Below are 18655 nucleotides of genomic sequence, written 5' to 3' on the forward strand. Positions count from 1 at the left end.
TCTGTTTTTAGTCAGGCATGATATTCTTGGCGCCTGCGGCCTGAACCTGACGGCAAATGCCGTTATAATCACGCCATTCGGGCGATTTATTTTTAAAACTGAGGCAAGTGTTATGGTACCTGTGGTCGCGCTGGTTGGGCGTCCCAATGTGGGGAAATCCACGCTGTTTAACCGCTTAACGCGCACACGTGATGCGTTAGTGGCCGATTTCCCTGGACTGACTCGCGATCGCAAATATGGTCGCGCCGAAGTGGAAGGGCGCGAATTTATTGTTATCGATACCGGCGGTATTGATGGCACCGAGGAAGGCGTGGAAAACCGCATGGCGGAGCAGTCGCTGCTGGCGATTGAAGAGGCCGATGTGGTGCTGTTTTTAGTTGATGCGCGTGCTGGCGTCATGCCGGCGGATCAGCAGATCGCCAATCATCTGCGTTCGCGCGATAAAGCGACGTTCCTCGTTGCCAACAAAACTGACGGTCTCGATCCGGATGCTGCGGTGCTGGACTTTTACGCGCTCGGCCTGGGTGAGATTCACCCGATTGCCGCGTCGCACGGTCGTGGCGTCACCAGCCTGCTGGAAACCGCGTTGCTGCCGTGGATGGATGACATCGCGCCGCGGGAAGTCAGCGAAGAGGACGAAAACGAAGCCTACTGGGCCGCGTTAGCCGCCGAAGAGAACGGTGAAGCGCTGGAGGAAGAAGAGGAAGAAGCCTTCGATCCGACCGGTCTGCCGATCAAACTGGCGATTGTCGGGCGTCCCAACGTAGGTAAGTCAACGCTTACCAACCGTATCCTCGGTGAAGACCGTGTGGTGGTGTACGACATGCCGGGCACCACGCGCGACAGCATCTACATTCCGATGGAGCGTGATGACCGCGAGTACATTCTGATTGATACCGCGGGCGTGCGTAAGCGCGGCAAAATCACTGATACGGTGGAAAAATTCTCCGTCATCAAAACGCTGCAGGCGATTGAAGATGCCAACGTGGTGATGCTGGTGATTGACGCGCGCGCGGGCATTTCCGATCAGGACCTGTCGCTGCTCGGCTTTATCCTGAATAGTGGGCGCTCACTGGTGATTGTGGTCAACAAGTGGGATGGCCTGTCGCAGGAGATTAAAGATGAAGTGAAAGAGACGCTGGACTTCCGTCTCGGCTTTATCGACTTCGCGCGCGTGCACTTTATCTCGGCACTGCACGGCAGCGGCGTGGGCAACCTGTTCGAATCCGTGACCGAAGCGTACGACTGCTCGACCAAACGCGTAAATACCTCCATGCTGACACGTATCATGAACATGGCTGCTGATGACCATCAGCCGCCGCTGGTGCGTGGCCGCCGCGTGAAACTCAAATATGCGCATGCCGGTGGTTATAACCCGCCGATTGTGGTGATTCACGGTAATCAGGTGAAGGATCTGCCGGATTCCTACAAGCGTTACCTGATGAACTACTTCCGCCGCTCGCTGAACGTGATGGGAACGCCGATTCGCATCCAGTTTAAAGAGGGTGATAACCCGTATGCGGGCAAACGCAACCTGCTGACGCCAACCCAGCAGCGTAAGCGTAAGCGTCTGATATCGCATCTGAAGAAAAACAAACGCTAAACATGATGAGGGCCCGGATGGGCCCTCTTTTTTTGGCGTAACATCCGGTTTATCACGATCCTCAGCCACGATTCCGGAGTCATCATGCTCACCCCATGCCCTCACTGTCAGCAACCGCTCACTTACAGCGAACAACGCTTCGATTGCCCGCACTGCCAGCGTCATTTCACCGCGCTGGCCTGCTGTCCCGACTGCCAGCAGCCGCTGCAGGTGCTAAAAGCGTGCGGTGCCATAGATTATTTCTGTACCCACGGTCACGGCCTGATCTCCAGCAGGCGCGTGCATTATCGCCCGGAAGACGTCATGGAATGAGGGTTTGCGATAGCGCGAAGTGGCGCTGGCTGCTCGCTTCGCGCTGCGTTTGTAGCAAAAATGCTATTGCCCAGTAACTACCGCGTTATGGATGTTCACTTTTAATTGTACCGGATGGTACAATCCTGCCCGCCTTGTCGCGAATGCCAGCGGATATTGATCCTGCGGCCTCGCTCACAAGCGCTGCATAACGGGCGTAGCTCCCGTACCAACAGATATAAAATAAAGCGTAACGGATAACTTCCTGTCCCTGCTCAGCCAGGAAGACATTGATCGGCTGCTCCCGCATTCCGGCCGCCACGCGTTATTTTTTCAGGAGAGTTTGTGTTATGGCAGAAAATTCCGCTCGTCCCGGTAAAGGGTTGAGTCTCTGGTCCGTGTTATTCGGGCTGGTCCTGCTGGCGATCGGCCTGTTCTTCGCGATCGGTGGCGGTAAACTGGTGGCCCTGGGCGGCAGCTGGTACTTCCTCATTGCCGGTATCGTCATGTTACTGTCGGCGATTCAGTTCTTTCGCCGTAAATCCTCGGCGGTTACGCTGTTCATTCTGGTCTTCGCCGGCACGCTGATCTGGGCGCTGTACGATGCTGGCTGGCAGTTCTGGCCGCTGGTGTCGCGCCTGATGGTGCCGGCCGGCCTGATGGTGCTGGCATTTATTACCTGGCCGGCGCTGCGTAAGCGTGAAGGCAAGGCCTCGCTGGCGAAGCTTTCATATGCGCTGTCAGCGGTGATTGCCGTTGGTATGGTGGTCACCTTTGTCCAGATGTTCCAGCCGCATCCGACTGTGGCTTTCACCGGCAAGCAGCTGCCGCTGATCCCGGTAGATAAGAGCAAACCGCAGCAGGACTGGAGCAGCTACGGCCGTACGCCGCAGGGTGACCGTTTTGCCGCTATCGACCAGATTACCCGCGACAACGTGAAAGACTTGCAGGTTGCCTGGACGTTCCATACCGGCGACACGCCGATCAGCCCGACCGGTAACGGTGCAGAAGATCAGGAAACGCCACTGCAGGTGGGTAACACCCTGTATCTGTGTACGCCGCACAACAACGTGATTGCGGTGGAAGCTGACAGCGGTAAGCAGATCTGGAAGCGCGAAATCAATGCGCAGGCGCAGGTGTGGAACCGCTGCCGTGGTCTGGCGTACTTTGATGCCACCAAACCGGTACAGCAGCCAACGCAGCCGGGCTCCACGCCGGTGCCAGCGGTAACGCTGGCGGCGGGCGATAGCTGCCAGCGTCGCATCCTGATGAACACCATCGATGCACGTCTGATTGCCATCAATGCCGATAACGGCGAGCTGTGTGAAAACTTCGGCAACCACGGTGTGGTCGATCTGAAGCAAGGTCTCGGCAGCGCGCCGGACCCGCAGTATCAGCTGACCTCGCCGCCGCAGGTGGCGGGCACCACGGTCGTGGTGGGCGGTCGCGTCGCGGATAACGTACAGACAGACATGCCTGGCGGCGTTCTGCGTGGCTTCGACGTCATCACCGGCCAGATGCGCTGGGCGTTTGACCCGGGCAATGAAGATCCAAATGCCGTACTGATGCCAGGTCAGGATTACACCCGCAGCACGCCAAACTCATGGGCGCCAATCTCTTACGATCCGGCGATGAACACCGTGTTCCTGCCGATGGGCAGTTCGTCGGTGGACCTGTGGGGTGCCAACCGTACCGCGCTGGATCACAAATATGGCGCGTCGGTGCTGGCGCTGGATGCCACCACCGGTAAAGAGAAGTGGGTGTATCAGACGGTCCACAATGACCTGTGGGATTTCGACCTGCCAATGCAGCCGAGCCTGGTGGACTTCCCGATGAAGGACGGTACCACCAAACCTGCGGTGGTGATCGGCGGGAAAACCGGCATGATCTGGGTGCTGGATCGCCTGACCGGCAAGCCTTTAACCAAAGTTGAAGAGCTGCCGATGCCGCAGGGCCATATCCCGAACGAGCAGTACACCAAAACTCAGCCGCACTCGGTAGAAATGCCAAACATTGGCAATCAGAAACTGACCGAGTCAGACATGTGGGGTGCGACGCCGTTTGACCAGCTGGCTTGCCGTATTGCCTTTAAAGGCATGCGTTATGACGGCCTGTTCACGGTGCCGGACACCGATGTTTCGCTCAGCTTCCCGGGCTCGCTCGGCGGCATGAACTGGGGCAGCATCTCGTTCGATCTGAACAACCAGTACATGTTCGTTAACGATATGCGTCTCGGCCTGTGGGTGCAGATGATTCCGCAGGACACCACCAAATCGGCTGCCAGCAACGGCGGTGAAGCCATCAACACCGGCATGGGTGCGGTACCGCTGAAAGGCACGCCGTACGCAGTAAACAAAAACCGCTTCATGTCGCCGCTGGGCATTCCATGCCAGGCACCGCCGTTCGGTACGCTGTCGGCCATCGACATGAAGACCCGTCAGATTGTGTGGCAGGTGCCGGTGGGTACGGTGCAGGATACCGGTCCGTTTGGTATCAAAATGCATGCGCAGATGCCGGTCGGTATGCCGACGCTGGGCGGTACGCTGGCAACGCAGGGCGGTCTGGTATTTATTGCCGGCACCCAGGATTACTACCTGCGCGCCTTCGACAGCTCAACCGGTAAAGAAGTGTGGAAAGCACGTCTGCCGGTGGGCAGCCAGGGCGGACCAATCAGCTATGTTTCGCCGAAAACCGGCAAACAGTACATCCTGATCTCTGCAGGCGGTGCGCGTCAGTCGCCGGATCGCGGTGATTACGTGATTGCTTACGCGCTGCCCGACAGCAAGTAAGCCGCAGTAAAAGAAAGGCCGACATCATGATGTCGGCCTTTTTTATTAACCGTCCGTGGCGTACTCCTTCCTGTAAGGATCCTTACTTACTTCTGCTTAGAGGGGCGACGGCTTTTTTGACCTCCTTTTCTTCCAGCTTCCCTGGCTCTCTCAGGATCGTTCCTGAAATTGCCCCCACTGACTTTGCCGCCCGCGCTACCGGCTTCCCTGGCGCGCTCCGGGTCCTCTGCAAAGTTCCCGGCACCGCCTCGTTGCTTGGTTTGTGTCATAGCAGAGACCTCATCTAAGGGTATTTTCTTTGATGTGGACTAGCTAGCCACGTTATCCAGTATAGTCAGTTAGTTACGGCGATGCTGTGGGAACTGTCTAAGTTATTCTTCGCCATCGCGCCACAGCGCCTGCAGTTCAGGAGGCGCAACGTTTTCCGGAATCAGAATCACAATCGTTCCGGCTTCGCGGTGGGTCGCGTAGCTAATCTGGATGCGGAAATAGCGCTGGTCGCCGCGCCCGATGCTGGCGGCCTGTTCCTCCGGCTCGCCGAGCGGCAGCGCCTGCTCCAGCACGTTGCACACGCGCTGCTTCTGCGGTTCCGGCAACTGCGCCAGCGCAAATCGCCGCTCGCTGCGCAGGCCGGGGATAAATGCAATGCCGCCTTCACGCGCCAGCTCAATGATGGCGTCATCGGTCAGCTGAATATTCACCTTACACCTACCTCGTGCCACGCGGACTGGATCGCCTGTGCCACCGTATTATCAAAACGTTTTGCGGCATGCTGTACGGTAAAGCGCGCAAAGGTGCTGAAGTCGGCATCCTGCGGCAGTTCCTTGTCGCACAGCGTGTCGTACCATGCCTGACCGGCCCGTTCCCAGGCAAAGCCGCCCAGCGCGGTCGCCGCCAGATAGAAGGCGCGATTGGGAATGCCGGAGTTAAGATGTACGCCGCCGTTGTCTTCGCGCGTGTCGATATAGTGATCCATATCGGCAGGCTGCGGATCTTTGCCGAGCAGCGGATCGTCATAGGCGGTACCGGGCGCGGACATCGAGCGCAGGCCGCTGCCCTTAATACCTGCCGCCAGCAGCCCTTCGCCGATGATCCAGTCGGCCTGATCGGCGCTTTGCTTAAGGTGATACTGCTTCACCAGCGAGCCGAACACATCGGACATCGATTCGTTGAGCGCACCCGCCTGCTGGAAGTAAATCAGCCCGGCTTCGGTTTCGGTCACGCCGTGCGTCAACTCGTGCGCGACCACATCAATGGCAATGGTAAAACGATTGAAGATCTCACCGTCGCCGTCGCCAAATACCATCTGCTGGCCATTCCAGAAGGCGTTCTGGTACTCCTTACCGTAATGCACGGTGCCATCCAGTTTCAGGCCTTTGTTGTCCAGCGAGTTGCGCTGGTAGATCTGCCAGTAGAAATCATAGGTGATGCCGAGATAGTTCCACGCTTCGTCGGCGGCGACGTCACCGTTACCGGGCTGGCCTTCCTCACGGATCAGGGTGCCGGGCAGATTTTGCGTATTACCCGCATCGTAGATAGCACGCAAAACACTGCCGGGCTGCGCAGTGCTGGCTGTGCTGGCGGTGTGAGGATGTTCCGCCATCAGCTGTTGCACGTGGGTGAGGGTGCGCCGCGCGTAATCCTGCTGTGCGCCGGAACAGTTATCGATGATATTTCGCAGAATATACGGAGGAATAACGCTGTAAGGCATGTCGGACTCCCTGACGGATGGGTATGTCAGAAAGTATAGACCCGCTTATCAATCGCGCGCCGCTGCGTCTGCAGTACGCGCGATTTACGGGGTTTTATCAACCATTTATGCGGCTGAAAAGATTATCACGCCTTACGGCTGCGCGTCTTCTGTGGTTGTAACGCCGTCACCTGACTCTCCACCCAGCCATCATCCAGCCGGGTACGCAGCAGATCGCCGGTATGCAGCTGACGGGTCTTTTTCACCACCTGGCCCTGAGCATCGGTGGTGACGCTAAAGCCGCGCGCCAGCGTCGCCAGCGGACTCACGCCTTCCAGCTGTGCTGCCAGCGTACCAAAACGCTGCCGGCTGTGATTGAGCTGTTTTTCCATGCCCTGCTGCAGCCGGTAGTGCCACTGCTGTAACTGCTGCTGAGCGCGCAGAATTCGTCCCTGCGGCTGCTGGGATTGCAGGCGCTGCAGCAGGCGATCCTGCTGGCGATGCGCCAGGCGCAGCCGCTGATCGGCCGCTTCCTGCAGACGACGCTGCAGCTGAATCAGCGTGGTTTGCTGCCGTGCCAGGCGCAGCTGCGGATGCTGCTGTTGCAGACGATGCTGCAGTCGGGTGAAGCGGCGCTGCTGCTGCGCCACGTAATAGTCCATCGCCATCTCCATGCGCTGCTGCTGAGACTGCAAACGGCGCAGCAGCTCGATCTGGTTGCGGCTCACCAGTTCGGCAGCGGCAGAAGGCGTCGGCGCGCGCAGATCGGCAACAAAGTCGGCGATGGTGACATCGGTTTCATGCCCAACGGCGCTGACGATCGGCAGGCGGCTGGCAAAGATGGCCCGCGCCACGCGCTCGTCGTTGAAGCTCCACAGATCTTCCAGTGAACCGCCGCCGCGACCGACGATCAGCACGTCGCACTCGTCACGCTGGTTGGCCAGCTCGATGGCGCGCACGATGGCGGCGGGCGCATCAACGCCTTGCACTGCGGTTGGATAGATCACCACCGGCAGCGAGGGATCACGGCGATGCAGCACGCGCAGCACGTCGTGTAATGCCGCACCGGTGGCGGAGGTGATCACACCCACCTGGCGCGCCGGCTCCGGCAGCGGTTGTTTAAACTGCTGGTCGAACAGCCCCTCTGCCGCCAGCCGGGCTTTCAGCTGCTCAAACTGTTGCTGCAGCAGCCCTTCACCGGCCGGATGCATGCTTTCGATAATCAGCTGATAGTCGCCGCGCGGCTCATACAGCGTGATGCTGGCGCGCACCAGCACCTGCTGACCGTGCTGCGGGCGAAAGCTGACGCGTCGATTGCTGTTGCGGAACATGGCACAGCGCACCTGCGCGCCATCGTCCTTCAGAGTGAAGTACCAGTGACCGGAAGCGGGCTGAGTGAAATTGGAAATTTCAGCGCTGAGCCACACCAGGCCCATCTCATTTTCCAGCAGTTGGCGCACCGTGGTGTTCAGGCGGCTGACAGTAAAAATATTGGCGGTTGGCGGTAGCGACATGTGATGAGGATCAAATTTCAAATCAGAGGGTTAATTAACCGATACTACATGCCTGCCCCGGAGGATCAAGACTTTTTCCGAAAAAACACTGGAGGCAACCGATTTCGGCCTGTATAATGCCGCGGCAATATTTTATCTGTTTTAAACGCCCCAGGTGGAGATATTGCAATGTTAAGAATCGCGAAAGAAGCCCTCACATTTGACGACGTCCTGCTCGTTCCCGCTCACTCCACTGTTTTACCCAACACGGCCGATCTCAGCACCCAGCTGACCAAAAACATCCGTCTCAACATTCCTATGCTGTCTGCAGCGATGGACACCGTGACCGAAGCCGGTCTGGCGATTGCGCTGGCCCAGGAAGGCGGTCTGGGCTTTATCCACAAAAACATGTCGATTGAGCGCCAGGCGGATGAAGTTCGCAAGGTGAAAAAACACGAAAGCGGCGTCGTAACGGAGCCACAGACCGTGCTGCCAACCACCACGCTGGCCGAGGTGAAAGAGCTGACCGAACGTAACGGCTTCGCCGGTTACCCGGTGGTTAACGCCGACAACGAGCTGGTGGGCATCATTACCGGTCGTGACGTGCGCTTCGTGACCGATATGACGCTGCCGGTGACCGCGGTTATGACGCCGAAAGAGCGCCTGGTGACGGTGAAAGAGGGTGAAGCGCGTGAAGTCGTGCTGCAGAAAATGCACGAAAAACGCGTCGAGAAAGCGCTGGTTGTTGACGACAGCTTCCACCTGCTGGGCATGATTACCGTTAAAGATTTCCAGAAAGCCGAGCGTAAACCTAACGCCTGTAAAGATGCGCAGGGTCGTCTGCGCGTCGGTGCTGCGGTGGGTGCCGGTGCCGGCAACGAAGAGCGCGTTGATGCGCTGGTCGCTGCGGGCGTTGACGTACTGCTGATCGACTCCTCGCACGGCCACTCCGAAGGCGTGCTGCAGCGTATCCGTGAAACCCGCGCAAAATATCCAGACCTCGAAATCATCGGCGGCAACGTGGCGACCGGTGCAGGCGCACTGGCGCTGGCTAACGCGGGCGTGAGCGCGGTGAAAGTGGGCATCGGCCCGGGCTCCATCTGTACTACCCGTATCGTTACTGGCGTTGGCGTACCGCAGATCACGGCGGTATCCGACGCGGTTGAAGCGCTGGAAGGTACCGGTATTCCGGTCATCGCTGACGGCGGTATCCGTTTCTCTGGCGACATCGCCAAAGCCATCGCCGCGGGTGCGTCGGCGGTAATGGTTGGCTCAATGCTGGCCGGTACCGAAGAATCGCCGGGCGAAATCGAGCTCTACCAGGGCCGTGCGTTCAAATCCTACCGCGGGATGGGTTCACTGGGCGCGATGTCCAAAGGCTCGTCTGACCGCTACTTCCAGAGCGATAACGCTGCCGACAAACTGGTGCCGGAAGGTATCGAAGGGCGCGTTGCCTATAAAGGCCGCCTGAAAGAGATCGTGCACCAGCAGATGGGCGGCCTGCGCTCCTGCATGGGCCTGACCGGTTGCCCGACCATCGACGATCTGCGCACCAAAGCCGAGTTCGTGCGCATCAGCGGCGCCGGCATCAACGAAAGCCACGTGCACGATGTGACCATCACCAAAGAGTCACCGAACTACCGCATGGGTTCATAATCCCGTAAGATTTCCCGCCCGGCTCCAGCCGGGCGCTTTTATTATTAAGTCCATCCCAATGGAAACGCCTCAATGACGACTGAAAATATTCATAAACATCGTATTTTGATCCTCGATTTTGGTTCTCAGTATACGCAGCTGGTCGCGCGCCGCGTGCGTGAGCTGGGCGTCTACTGTGAACTCTGGGCGTGGGATGTCACCGAAGAGCAAATCCGCCAGTTCAACCCGAACGGCATCATCCTCTCCGGTGGCCCGGAAAGCACCACCGAGCACAACAGCCCGCGCGCGCCGGAATATGTGTTCAACGCCGGTGTGCCGGTGCTGGGCGTGTGCTACGGCATGCAGACCATGGCGATGCAGCTGGGCGGTAAGGTTGAAGGCTCGAACGAGCGTGAATTTGGTTACGCGCAGGTTGAAGTGACAACCCCGAGCGCGCTGGTGCGTGATATCGAAGATGCCATCAGCGCGGCGGGCAAACCGCTGCTAGACGTGTGGATGAGCCACGGTGACAAAGTCACGGCGATCCCGGCAGACTTCGTGACGGTTGCCAGCACCGAAAGCTGCCCGTTTGCCATCATGGCCAACGAAGAGAAGCGTTTCTACGGCGTGCAGTTCCATCCGGAAGTGACGCACACCCGTCAGGGCCTGCGCATGCTGGAGCGTTTTGTGCGCGACATCTGCGGCTGTGAAGCGCTGTGGACGCCAGCCAAAATCATCGAAGATGCGGTAGAGCGCATCCGTGAGCAGGTGGGTGAAGACCGTGTGATTCTCGGCCTGTCCGGCGGCGTGGACTCGTCCGTGACCGCGATGCTGCTGCACCGCGCAATTGGCGAGCGCCTGACCTGTGTGTTCGTCGATAACGGACTGCTGCGTCTGAATGAAGCTGAGCAGGTGATGGACATGTTCGGCGACCACTTTGGTTTGAACATCGTGCACGTTGCGGCAGAAGGGCGCTTCCTCGACGCGCTGGCGGGCGAGAACGATCCGGAAGCCAAACGTAAGATTATCGGCCGCGTGTTCGTAGAAGTGTTCGATGAAGAAGCGCTGAAGCTGACCGACGTGAAATGGCTGGCGCAGGGCACCATCTATCCGGACGTGATTGAGTCGGCGGCTTCAGCTACCGGTAAAGCGCACGTAATCAAATCGCACCACAACGTGGGCGGTTTGCCGAAAGAGATGAAGATGGGCCTGGTTGAGCCGCTGAAAGAGCTGTTCAAAGATGAAGTGCGTAAAATCGGTCTGGAACTCGGCCTGCCTTACGACATGCTGTACCGCCATCCCTTCCCGGGCCCGGGCCTGGGCGTGCGCGTACTGGGTGAAGTGAAGAAAGAGTACTGCGACCTGCTGCGCCGTGCCGATGCCATCTTTATCGAAGAGCTGCGCAAAGCCGATCTGTACAACAAAGTCAGCCAGGCCTTTACCGTGTTCCTGCCGGTGCGCTCCGTCGGCGTGATGGGCGATGGCCGTAAATACGATTGGGTGGTTTCCCTGCGTGCTGTCGAAACCATCGACTTCATGACGGCCCACTGGGCGCACCTGCCGTACGACTTCCTCGGCCGCGTCTCAAACCGCATCATCAACGAAGTGAACGGCATTTCACGCGTGGTTTATGATATTTCAGGTAAACCGCCTGCGACGATTGAGTGGGAGTAACGCCCGCACTGGCAACCGCCAGCACCTGAAGCCTCAAAGCCCGCGTAACTGCGGGCTTTTTTATCCTGCCATCTTTCGCATCGCCCGATCAGCGCAGAATTTAGATACAGCGCCTACAGCCGCGCCGCCTGTTGTTCAATAAATTCCCTGAACCACTGCTGGGCGGGATGCGCGTCGCTGCGCCGGTGCCAGATCAGGTTGAACACCATTTCGGGCAACGACACCGGTGGAGGGAACAGCACCAGCTGGCGACTGGCCTGCGCATGCAGTGCCACGCGCTTCATCACGGTCGCCGTCATGTGGGTTTGCGCCACGATAGACGGCACCGTAAACATCTGCTGGACCGTCAGCCCCAGTCGGCGCTTTTTACCTTGCTGCGCCAGCACCTGATCAACCAGGCCGTACAGTTCACCTTCCGGCGAGACCAGAATATGCGGCAGCGCCAGGTAGCTCTCCATGTCCATGCCGCGTCTGGCCGCCGGATGGTTGCTGGCGACGATGGTGACGAATGCGTCGCGCAATACCGGCCGGGAGATGATGCGGCTATCGCTGTGGGTAGGCATGACGCCGATGGCGACATCAATCGCGCCGGCATCTAACAAATCGACCGCGTGATCGCGGTTAGTAAACGCCTGCACATTCAATGACACGCCGGGGGCGGCGTCCTGTAGCGCCTGCATTAACGAAGGTAGCAACACGAAAGCCGGATACTCCGACACGCCCAGCTTGAAATTTATTTGCGCTTTTTCCGCTGCAAATACGGGCTTTGCCACCAGCGTCGCTTCGAGCTGGCGCAACGCCCCGGCGATGGGGCCGGACAGATCGCGTGCACGCGCGGTCGGCAGTAAACCCTCCGCGCTGCGCATGAACAGCGGGTCACCGAACAGGGTGCGTAACCGCGACAAAGCGGCACTCATCGCCGGCTGGCTGACGCCCACCTGGGTTGCCGCCCGCGTGACGTTGCGCTCGTTCATCAGCGCGTCAAAAGCCACTAACAGATTGAGATCGATGCCATGAAAATCCATACGGCAAATAATCACTCATATTGAATATTTGTTGGACGAATTATAGGGCGCTGCGCAAAATTCCACAACCAACCCCCACCTGAAAGTGAATAACGATGAATCCAGCAGCAGAATACGTACAACGGCTCAAAATTGAACGACAGGCGGTAGAGACGCTCTATCAGGCCTTCAGCGACAATAACCCCGATCTGGTCGATAGCGTGCTGGCTCCGTCATGGGAAGACATTCCGCTGGCGCCAGGACAAGTTGCCGGACCGGAGGGCATCAAGCCGATCATTCGCATGCTGGCGCAGGCCTTTCCGGACGTGAAGATCGTGGTGCATGACATGATTCAGGAACCGGGCCGCATCGCGGCGCGGGCGGAAATCAGCGGCACCCATCTCGGCGAAATTTTCGGTATCGCGCCGACCGGCAAGAAAGTCAGCTTCCGGCTGCATGAGTTCCATGCGCTGGAGGACGGCCGTCTGATCACCACCTGGCACATGGAGGATTGGTTTGGCCTGTTCCTCCAGCTTGGCCAGTTTCCGCCACAAGCCTGAACCTGACCGGAGAGTTGATAATGAAAGCAGCATTGATTGATACGTTTGGCACCGCCGATGTGCTGACGATTGGCGAACGTCAACTTCGCGCCGCCAGTCCGGATGAGGTGACGGTACAGGTTGAAGCGGCGAGCGTTAATCCGCTGGATGTGAAAATCATCTCAGGGCACATGCAGCAGGTTTTCCCGGTGGACCTGCCTTACGTGCCGGGCATGGATTTCTGCGGCGTGATTACAGCGGTTGGCGATCACGTGAGCCATTTAAACGCGGGCGATCGCGTATTCGGACGCACGCCACCTGGCGCAGGCGGGGCTTTTGCACAAAGCCTGGTGATCGCCGCCGATGACGTATGCCTTGTCCCGGCAGCGATGAGCGCCGAACAGGCCGCGGCGCTGCCTACCGCGTTTGGCTCCGCGCAGCAGGCATTGTTCGATGTGGGCCAGCTGCAGCGCGGCGAGCGCGTGCTGATTCACGCCGCCGCGGGTGGCGTCGGCAGCATGGCCGTCCAGCTGGCGCATCAGGCGGGCGCTTATGTCATCGCCACGGCGTCGGCGAAAAACCACGCGCTGGTGACCAGTCTGGGCGCCGATGAAGTGATTGACTACCGCACGCAGGACTTTGCAGCAACGCGCGATATCGACCTGGTGATAGACAGCGTCGGCGGCGAAACGCTGAGCCGCTCCTGGTCCGTGCTGCGCGCCGGCGGGCGCATTGCCACGCTGGTGGAGTTCGGCATCACGCCTGCCAGCGGCCAGCACGGCGAGTTTGTCTTCTTCGCCAGCGCGACGCCGTATCTTGCCCGGGCGAGCAGCCTGTTCCAGGCCGGGCAGTTACAGGTCATCACCGACGCTATCTTTACGCTGGATGATGCACGCTCCGCACTGGAGAAGGTGGCGACCGGCCATGCGCGCGGCAAAGTGATTATCCGCGCCAATCCTTAACGCCTGGCGTCATGTCGCAGTAAAAACGCGCCCGCTACCCCGCAGGCGTTTGTTTACCGGTTTGTCGCAGGGGATAAGGATGTGTTAATAATCTGGCGTTAACGGCAGAGGCTTCAGGAGGAAACGTGCTGTTTAATTTCAGAGCCGCGGGCAAGCGCGCACCACCTGGCAAACGCCCGCTGACATCCATCATCATTCTCTATCTTGTGATGCTGTGCGGTACGGCTTTTCTCGCGTTTCTGCCGCTGATCTGCGCGATGGGCGCGGGATATGTCGCCAGTCTGGCGGGCTGCCAGCTGGACGAAGGCAACGTGCATCCCTGTTACATCCTGGGAGAAGATCGCGGCCAGTTGCTGTATGAATTAGGCGTCATGGGCTGGTTCCTGCTCGGCACCATTCCCCTGGGTGGGATACTGTTTTTACTCGCAACGCTCACCTTCATCGTTCAGCTGGTGGGCTATTACCGGCAAACACGCGCTGAGGGTCATCGGTAATTCACGTCAGGACTGTTCCGCACAAATCTCCAGGCAAAACCCGAGAAATGCCTCCACCGCCGCCGGGGCCAGACGGCGCGAAGGCCGGGTGATAAACAGCGGATAGGTTTCGTCAGGCCAGTCGGGGAAAAGTTCGACCAGTTCACCGCTGGCGATCAGATGTTGCACGCTCAGCGCCAGCACCTGGGCCACGCCGGCACCGCCGACGCACGCCTGTACCATTAAATCCGGATCGGTTGTGGTCAGATGGCCGTGGGTGGCGACCGTCAGCCGCTGCGTGCCACGATGAAACTCCCAGCTAAAGGGCTTATTGCTGCGCGGATCGATGTATTGCAGACAATTGTGCTCAGTCAGCTGCTGCGGCTGCGTCGGGCGGCCACAGCGTGCCAGATAGTCCGGAGCGGCCACCGTCAGGACGCGCGTTTGTAACAGCAGGCGTGAGGTCATGGTGGACGGCGGCTGTGGCCCGAAACGCACCGCCACATCAATACCTTCTGCCACCAAATCGCCCACATCGGGCTGCTGCAAAATCGTCAGTTCCAGATGCGGATAACGGGCACGCAGCAGCGGCAGCTTTGCCGCCAGCACATAGCGGGAAAACAGCGGATTCAGGCTCACGCGCAGCGTACCGCGCACCGTCACGGCGGCGCCGGAGACGTAGTTTGCTGCTTCTTCAATGCCTTCCAGATGCGGCGCCGCCCGCTCATAAAGGCTGGCACCTTCGCTGGTGAGATGCAGGGTGCGGGTGGTGCGATCCAGCAGGCGCACGCCGAGACGCTGTTCCAGTCGCGAAATCGCCCGGCTGACGCCCGAGGCGGACAACCCCAGCACGTCGCCGGCGCGGCTGAAGCTGCCGGCTTCAACCACGGCTGCCAGCACGCTCATGCCGGATAATAGTCGGCCATCAAAACTCATCCTGTTCTCCATCTTTGATTTTCAGCAAAGATCATTTGCCTGAGCCTACCTTTATCAAAAATGCGCTGCAACTTATTGTGTGCCCCGAAACGCGACCGGCACTGAACGCCGGATTCCTGATCCCTTTTGAGGAGAATGTTATGACTGTACGGCGCACCCTTTTTAAAGGCGGCACTATCCTGACGCTGGACGCCAGCGTGCCCGACCTCGTCTGTGGCGATGTGCTGATTGAGGACGATCGTATCGCCGCCGTGGGGGAAAATCTTTCCGCCGACGATGCGCAGGTGATTGATGCCCGCGGCCATATCGTGATGCCAGGCCTGGTGGATGCGCATCACCATATGTGGCTGGGTGCGATGCGCCGCCTGATGCCCAACGTTGACGACCTGTTTGTCTATATCGATGTGGTGGCAGAAACGCTCGGCGCGCATTACCGTCCGCTGGATATGTACCTCAGCACCCGGCTGACGGCGCTGGCATGCCTGGATGCCGGCATCACCACGGTGATTGATGCCTGCCACAGTTCACGCAGTCCGGCGCATACCGATGCGGCGCTCGACGCGCTGCAGGAGAGCGGGATTCGTGCGCTGCACATGGTTGGCGCAGCAATGGATAAGCAGGCTTCCAGCGATCATCTGCCGGGCGATCTGGCCCGTCTCGCTAGCCGCTGGAACCACGCCGGCAGTCGCGTGCAGGTTGGCCTGTTTGGCCAGCTCAACCTGGCGTGGTGGCGCGTGGCGCGCGAGCTGGATATGCGCATTCTCACCGAGTTTATTGGTGACCTGGCGCAGCTGCCGGCGGAGTTTGCCGAAGCCGGCTTGCTGGGTCCGCACAACATTTTCAACCACTGTACGCGCGTACCGGCGCACACCTGGCAGCAGCTGGCGGACGCGGGCGTCAACATTACCGTGAATCCGCGTTCGGATGCGCTGTTTGGTTTCGACGACGACAGCTTTGCCTGGCAGCAGGCGGTCGATCGCGGAATGACGCCGGCGCTCGGTATCGATCTCGATACCGCCTTCGGCAGCGATCTGTTCGGTGAAATGCAGGCGCTGTTTAACCAGCAGCGCTCAGCGATGCGCTATCGCCGCTTCCGGGGCGAAAGCGACGTACCGGCACCGATTAGCGTGGAAGCCGTACTGCGGTCGGCAACGATTAACGGCGCGCGTGCGGCCGGGCTGGAGCAGCAAACGGGCACGCTGACGCCAGGTAAACAGGCCGACGTCATTATGCTGCGCACCGATGGTATTGGCGTTTTCCCGCTGACCAGCGTGACGGCAACGGTGGTGCAGGCGGTGCAACGCGCTGATGTTGATACCGTGATGGTAGCGGGTGAACTGCGTAAACGTCATGGTCAGTTGCTCAACGTCGATGTGGCACAGCTGAACGCGGAAATCACCGCTTCGCGCGACTATCTGCTGAATGCCAGCGGCTATCACCATCCTTTGTTTGCCTGATTTTCCGCAGCGCGGCGGCCTGCCGCGCTGTCTGTTCATTTATGGAGGCTGTTATGTCTGCATTAAGCGCGCAGGCTGAAGCTGCGCATTTGTCGCGACCAGCGACCGGCGTAATTGCCGCGCTGTTTTGCGGTTATCTGGCGGTCGGCTTGCCGCTGCCGGTAATCCCGCTGTTTATCCATCAGCATCTCGGTTTCAGCAACCTGTGGGTCGGGCTGGTGATCGGGATACAGTTTGTTGCCACCGTGCTGACGCGCGGTTACGCCGGTCAACTGACCGATCGCGTTGGCGGTAAGCGCTCGGCGCTGCAGGGCGCGGCGGTGTGTGCGCTGGCTGGCGTGCTCTACTGGCTGGCCGCGCTGCCGGGCTTTTCACCGGCGGTCAGTCTGGCGCTGGTGATTGCCGGACGGCTGGCGGCGGGCATGGGCGAAAGCCAGTTCGTCACCGGCTGCGTGGCCTGGTCAATCGCCTCGGTCGGGCCACAGCGTGCCGGTCTGTCGATGTCCTGGACCGGTATCGCCATGTTTGCCGCGCTGTCGCTCGGTGCCCCTGCCGGTATGATGCTGTATCAGCACGTCGGCTTAGCGGCGGCGATGCTGGCCTGCATCGCGGCTCCGCTGCTGGCGGCGCTCATCGCCACGGCTGCCAGCGGTTATCGCGCGGTCGGGGGAACACGTTTGCCGTTCTATCGGGTGATTGGCCGCATCTGGCGTGAAGGCTGTGGCCTGATGCTGCAGGGCGTCGGACTGGCCGGCCTGACGGCCTTCGCCTCGCTCTACTTCGCCGCGCGCCACTGGCAGCTGGCCGGCTGGGTGATGACCGCGTTTGGCATTGGTTTTATCGCCGTGCGCCTGGTGCTGGGACATCTGCCGGATCGCATTGGTGGCTACCGCGTGGCGGCTTATTCACTGCTGGTGGAGGCGCTGGGGCAGATGCTGCTGTGGTTTGCGCCTGACGAAACCCTGGCGCTCACCGGCGCGCTGATTACCGGTCTTGGCTGTGCGCTGATCTTTCCCGCCCTCGGCGTGGAAGCGCTGAAGCGCGTGCCGCCGGCCAGTCGCGGCAGCGCCATGGGCGCCTTCGTTGCTTTTCTCGACATCGCTTATGGTATTCCGGACCGATTGCCGGTGCCATCGCCAGCCACTTCAGCTATGCCGCCGTCTATCTGTTTGGTGCGGCCTGTGCGCTGCTCGGTGCGCTGCTGGCGCTGACATCGCGCGCCGCTTCACTTCACGCTTAAGGAGTTTTCCATGTCACGTATTTTTATTTCCGGTTCATCCACCGGCCTCGGGCTGATGGCGGCTGAACTACTGGTTGAGCAGGGCCATCAGGTGGTGCTGCACGGACGCAACGCCGCGCGTGCCCGCGCTGCGCAGGAGGCGCTACCGCAGGCTGAAGCCGTGGTCAGCGGCGACGTGATAACCATCGCCGGCGCCCGCAGTGTGGCGCAGCAGGTTAATGCGCTCGGCAGATTTGATGCGGTGATCCATAACGTGGCGGTTGGCTATCGCGAGCCTTATCAGTTAACCGCAGATGGCCTGCCGCATCTGTTCGCCATCAACACGCTGGCACCCTATATTCTTACGGCGCTGATTGAACGGCCGCAGCGGCTGATTTACCTCAGCTCCGGCATGCATCATCATGCCGAAGCTAACCTGGATGATATTTTGTGGCAGCGGCGGCGCTGGCACGCTTCGCAGGCTTATGCTGAGAGTAAACTGCATGATGCCATACTGGCGTTAGCCATCGCCCGGCGCTGGCCGCAGATATACAGCAACGCGCTGGAGCCAGGCTGGGTGCCGACCAAAATGGGCGGTGCCGGGGCACCCGACGATCTTGATCAGGCGCATCGTACCCAGGTGTGGTTAGCCACCGCCGATGAGGCGCGGGTCAGCGGAGAGTACTTTTATCACCGTCAGGCGCTGGCGGCCAATCCGCAGGCGCGCAATCCACGGCTGCAGCAGCAGTTGCTGGCGATATGCGCCGATATCAGTGGTATCGCCCTGCCTGACTAAGGAAAAATCAGCTGACCGGGCACCGCAACGCATTTTTTGTCCACCGCATAGTTGGTGAATACAGACGCTGCCGTTTCGGCGCATCATGGCGGGA

At 59.7% G+C, this 18655-nt stretch carries 17 protein-coding genes; 11 read left to right on the top strand and 6 right to left on the bottom strand.

The window, feature by feature from the left end; translation table 11 throughout:
- The first annotated feature begins 112 nt into the window (after positions 1 to 112).
- The 3 genes from der to FT726_RS01915 all read left to right on the top strand — a co-directional run bounded on the left by der (position 113) and on the right by FT726_RS01915 (position 4683).
- Positions 113 to 1603 carry a ribosome biogenesis GTPase Der gene (gene der, locus FT726_RS01905; protein ID WP_021506563.1) on the top strand — a complete coding sequence of 497 codons (1491 nt, stop codon included), beginning with the start codon at positions 113 to 115 and terminating at the stop codon, positions 1601 to 1603.
- 84 nt (positions 1604 to 1687) lie between these two features.
- Positions 1688 to 1915, top strand: a complete 228-nt coding sequence (locus tag FT726_RS01910; protein WP_058758301.1) for a zinc ribbon domain-containing protein — start codon at positions 1688 to 1690, stop codon at positions 1913 to 1915.
- 329 nt (positions 1916 to 2244) lie between these two features.
- A complete protein-coding gene (locus tag FT726_RS01915; RefSeq protein WP_282995565.1) occupies positions 2245 to 4683 on the top strand; it encodes a glucose/quinate/shikimate family membrane-bound PQQ-dependent dehydrogenase in 2439 nt (812 codons plus the stop codon).
- Between the two features lie 86 nt (positions 4684 to 4769).
- On the opposite strand, the gene FT726_RS01920 is transcribed toward FT726_RS01915, so the two are convergent.
- From FT726_RS01920 to xseA, 4 genes are all read right to left on the bottom strand, one after another.
- Positions 4770 to 4952 (bottom strand): general stress protein, encoded by a 183-nt coding sequence (locus tag FT726_RS01920; RefSeq protein ID WP_071813581.1) that lies wholly within the window; start codon positions 4950 to 4952, stop codon positions 4770 to 4772.
- A 102-nt stretch (positions 4953 to 5054) separates the two neighbouring features.
- Positions 5055 to 5384, bottom strand: coding sequence for a protealysin inhibitor emfourin (locus FT726_RS01925; protein ID WP_021314501.1), 330 nt, complete (start codon positions 5382 to 5384; stop codon positions 5055 to 5057).
- Positions 5381 to 6394 carry a M4 family metallopeptidase gene (locus tag FT726_RS01930; protein ID WP_141496584.1) on the bottom strand — a complete coding sequence of 338 codons (1014 nt, stop codon included), beginning with the start codon at positions 6392 to 6394 and terminating at the stop codon, positions 5381 to 5383. Before FT726_RS01930 ends, FT726_RS01925 begins: the two co-directional genes overlap by 4 nt.
- 125 nt (positions 6395 to 6519) lie before the next feature.
- Positions 6520 to 7887 carry an exodeoxyribonuclease VII large subunit gene (gene xseA, locus FT726_RS01935; protein ID WP_058770878.1) on the bottom strand — a complete coding sequence of 456 codons (1368 nt, stop codon included), beginning with the start codon at positions 7885 to 7887 and terminating at the stop codon, positions 6520 to 6522.
- Between the two features lie 168 nt (positions 7888 to 8055).
- Between xseA and guaB the strand changes: the two genes are divergently transcribed.
- Positions 8056 to 9522 (top strand): IMP dehydrogenase, encoded by a 1467-nt coding sequence (guaB, locus tag FT726_RS01940; RefSeq protein WP_021506568.1) that lies wholly within the window; start codon positions 8056 to 8058, stop codon positions 9520 to 9522.
- Positions 9523 to 9594: 72 nt separating this feature from the next.
- The gene (gene guaA / locus FT726_RS01945) at positions 9595 to 11175 is read left to right on the top strand and encodes a glutamine-hydrolyzing GMP synthase (protein ID WP_021506569.1); all 1581 of its coding nucleotides are present in this window, start codon (positions 9595 to 9597) and stop codon (positions 11173 to 11175) included.
- Between the two features lie 113 nt (positions 11176 to 11288).
- On the opposite strand, the gene FT726_RS01950 is transcribed toward guaA, so the two are convergent.
- Positions 11289 to 12200, bottom strand: a complete 912-nt coding sequence (locus FT726_RS01950) for a LysR family transcriptional regulator (RefSeq protein WP_346302351.1) — start codon at positions 12198 to 12200, stop codon at positions 11289 to 11291.
- Positions 12201 to 12295: 95 nt separating this feature from the next.
- Here FT726_RS01950 and FT726_RS01955 point away from each other — a divergent pair, with 95 nt between their 5' ends.
- The 3 genes from FT726_RS01955 (at position 12296) to FT726_RS01965 (ending at position 14174) form a co-directional block, all read left to right on the top strand.
- Positions 12296 to 12739 carry an ester cyclase gene (locus tag FT726_RS01955; protein ID WP_264442226.1) on the top strand — a complete coding sequence of 148 codons (444 nt, stop codon included), beginning with the start codon at positions 12296 to 12298 and terminating at the stop codon, positions 12737 to 12739.
- A 20-nt stretch (positions 12740 to 12759) separates the two neighbouring features.
- Positions 12760 to 13680: an NADP-dependent oxidoreductase gene (locus FT726_RS01960; RefSeq protein ID WP_346302352.1), complete on the top strand. Its 921-nt coding sequence runs from the start codon at positions 12760 to 12762 to the stop codon at positions 13678 to 13680.
- Between the two features lie 125 nt (positions 13681 to 13805).
- Positions 13806 to 14174 carry a hypothetical protein gene (locus FT726_RS01965; RefSeq protein WP_275028237.1) on the top strand — a complete coding sequence of 123 codons (369 nt, stop codon included), beginning with the start codon at positions 13806 to 13808 and terminating at the stop codon, positions 14172 to 14174.
- 6 nt (positions 14175 to 14180) lie between these two features.
- Here FT726_RS01965 and FT726_RS01970 read toward each other — a convergent pair whose 3' ends face one another.
- Positions 14181 to 15089, bottom strand: coding sequence for a LysR family transcriptional regulator (locus FT726_RS01970; protein WP_275028238.1), 909 nt, complete (start codon positions 15087 to 15089; stop codon positions 14181 to 14183).
- A gap of 140 nt (positions 15090 to 15229) precedes the next feature.
- On the opposite strand from FT726_RS01970, the gene FT726_RS01975 reads away from it, so the two are divergent.
- From FT726_RS01975 to FT726_RS01985, 3 genes are read left to right on the top strand one after another with little or no spacing between them, the layout of a single operon-like run.
- On the top strand, positions 15230 to 16546 hold the full coding sequence (locus FT726_RS01975) for an amidohydrolase family protein (RefSeq protein ID WP_238561655.1): 1317 nt from the start codon (positions 15230 to 15232) through the stop codon (positions 16544 to 16546).
- A gap of 53 nt (positions 16547 to 16599) precedes the next feature.
- Positions 16600 to 17757: an arabinose transporter gene (locus tag FT726_RS01980; protein WP_346302353.1), complete on the top strand. Its 1158-nt coding sequence runs from the start codon at positions 16600 to 16602 to the stop codon at positions 17755 to 17757.
- A 39-nt stretch (positions 17758 to 17796) separates the two neighbouring features.
- Positions 17797 to 18561, top strand: coding sequence for an SDR family oxidoreductase (locus FT726_RS01985; protein WP_282995969.1), 765 nt, complete (start codon positions 17797 to 17799; stop codon positions 18559 to 18561).
- Positions 18562 to 18655: the final 94 nt, after the last annotated feature.

Source organism: Pantoea sp. Morm (assembly GCF_016643525.1).
GTDB lineage: Bacteria > Pseudomonadota > Gammaproteobacteria > Enterobacterales > Enterobacteriaceae > Pantoea > Pantoea dispersa.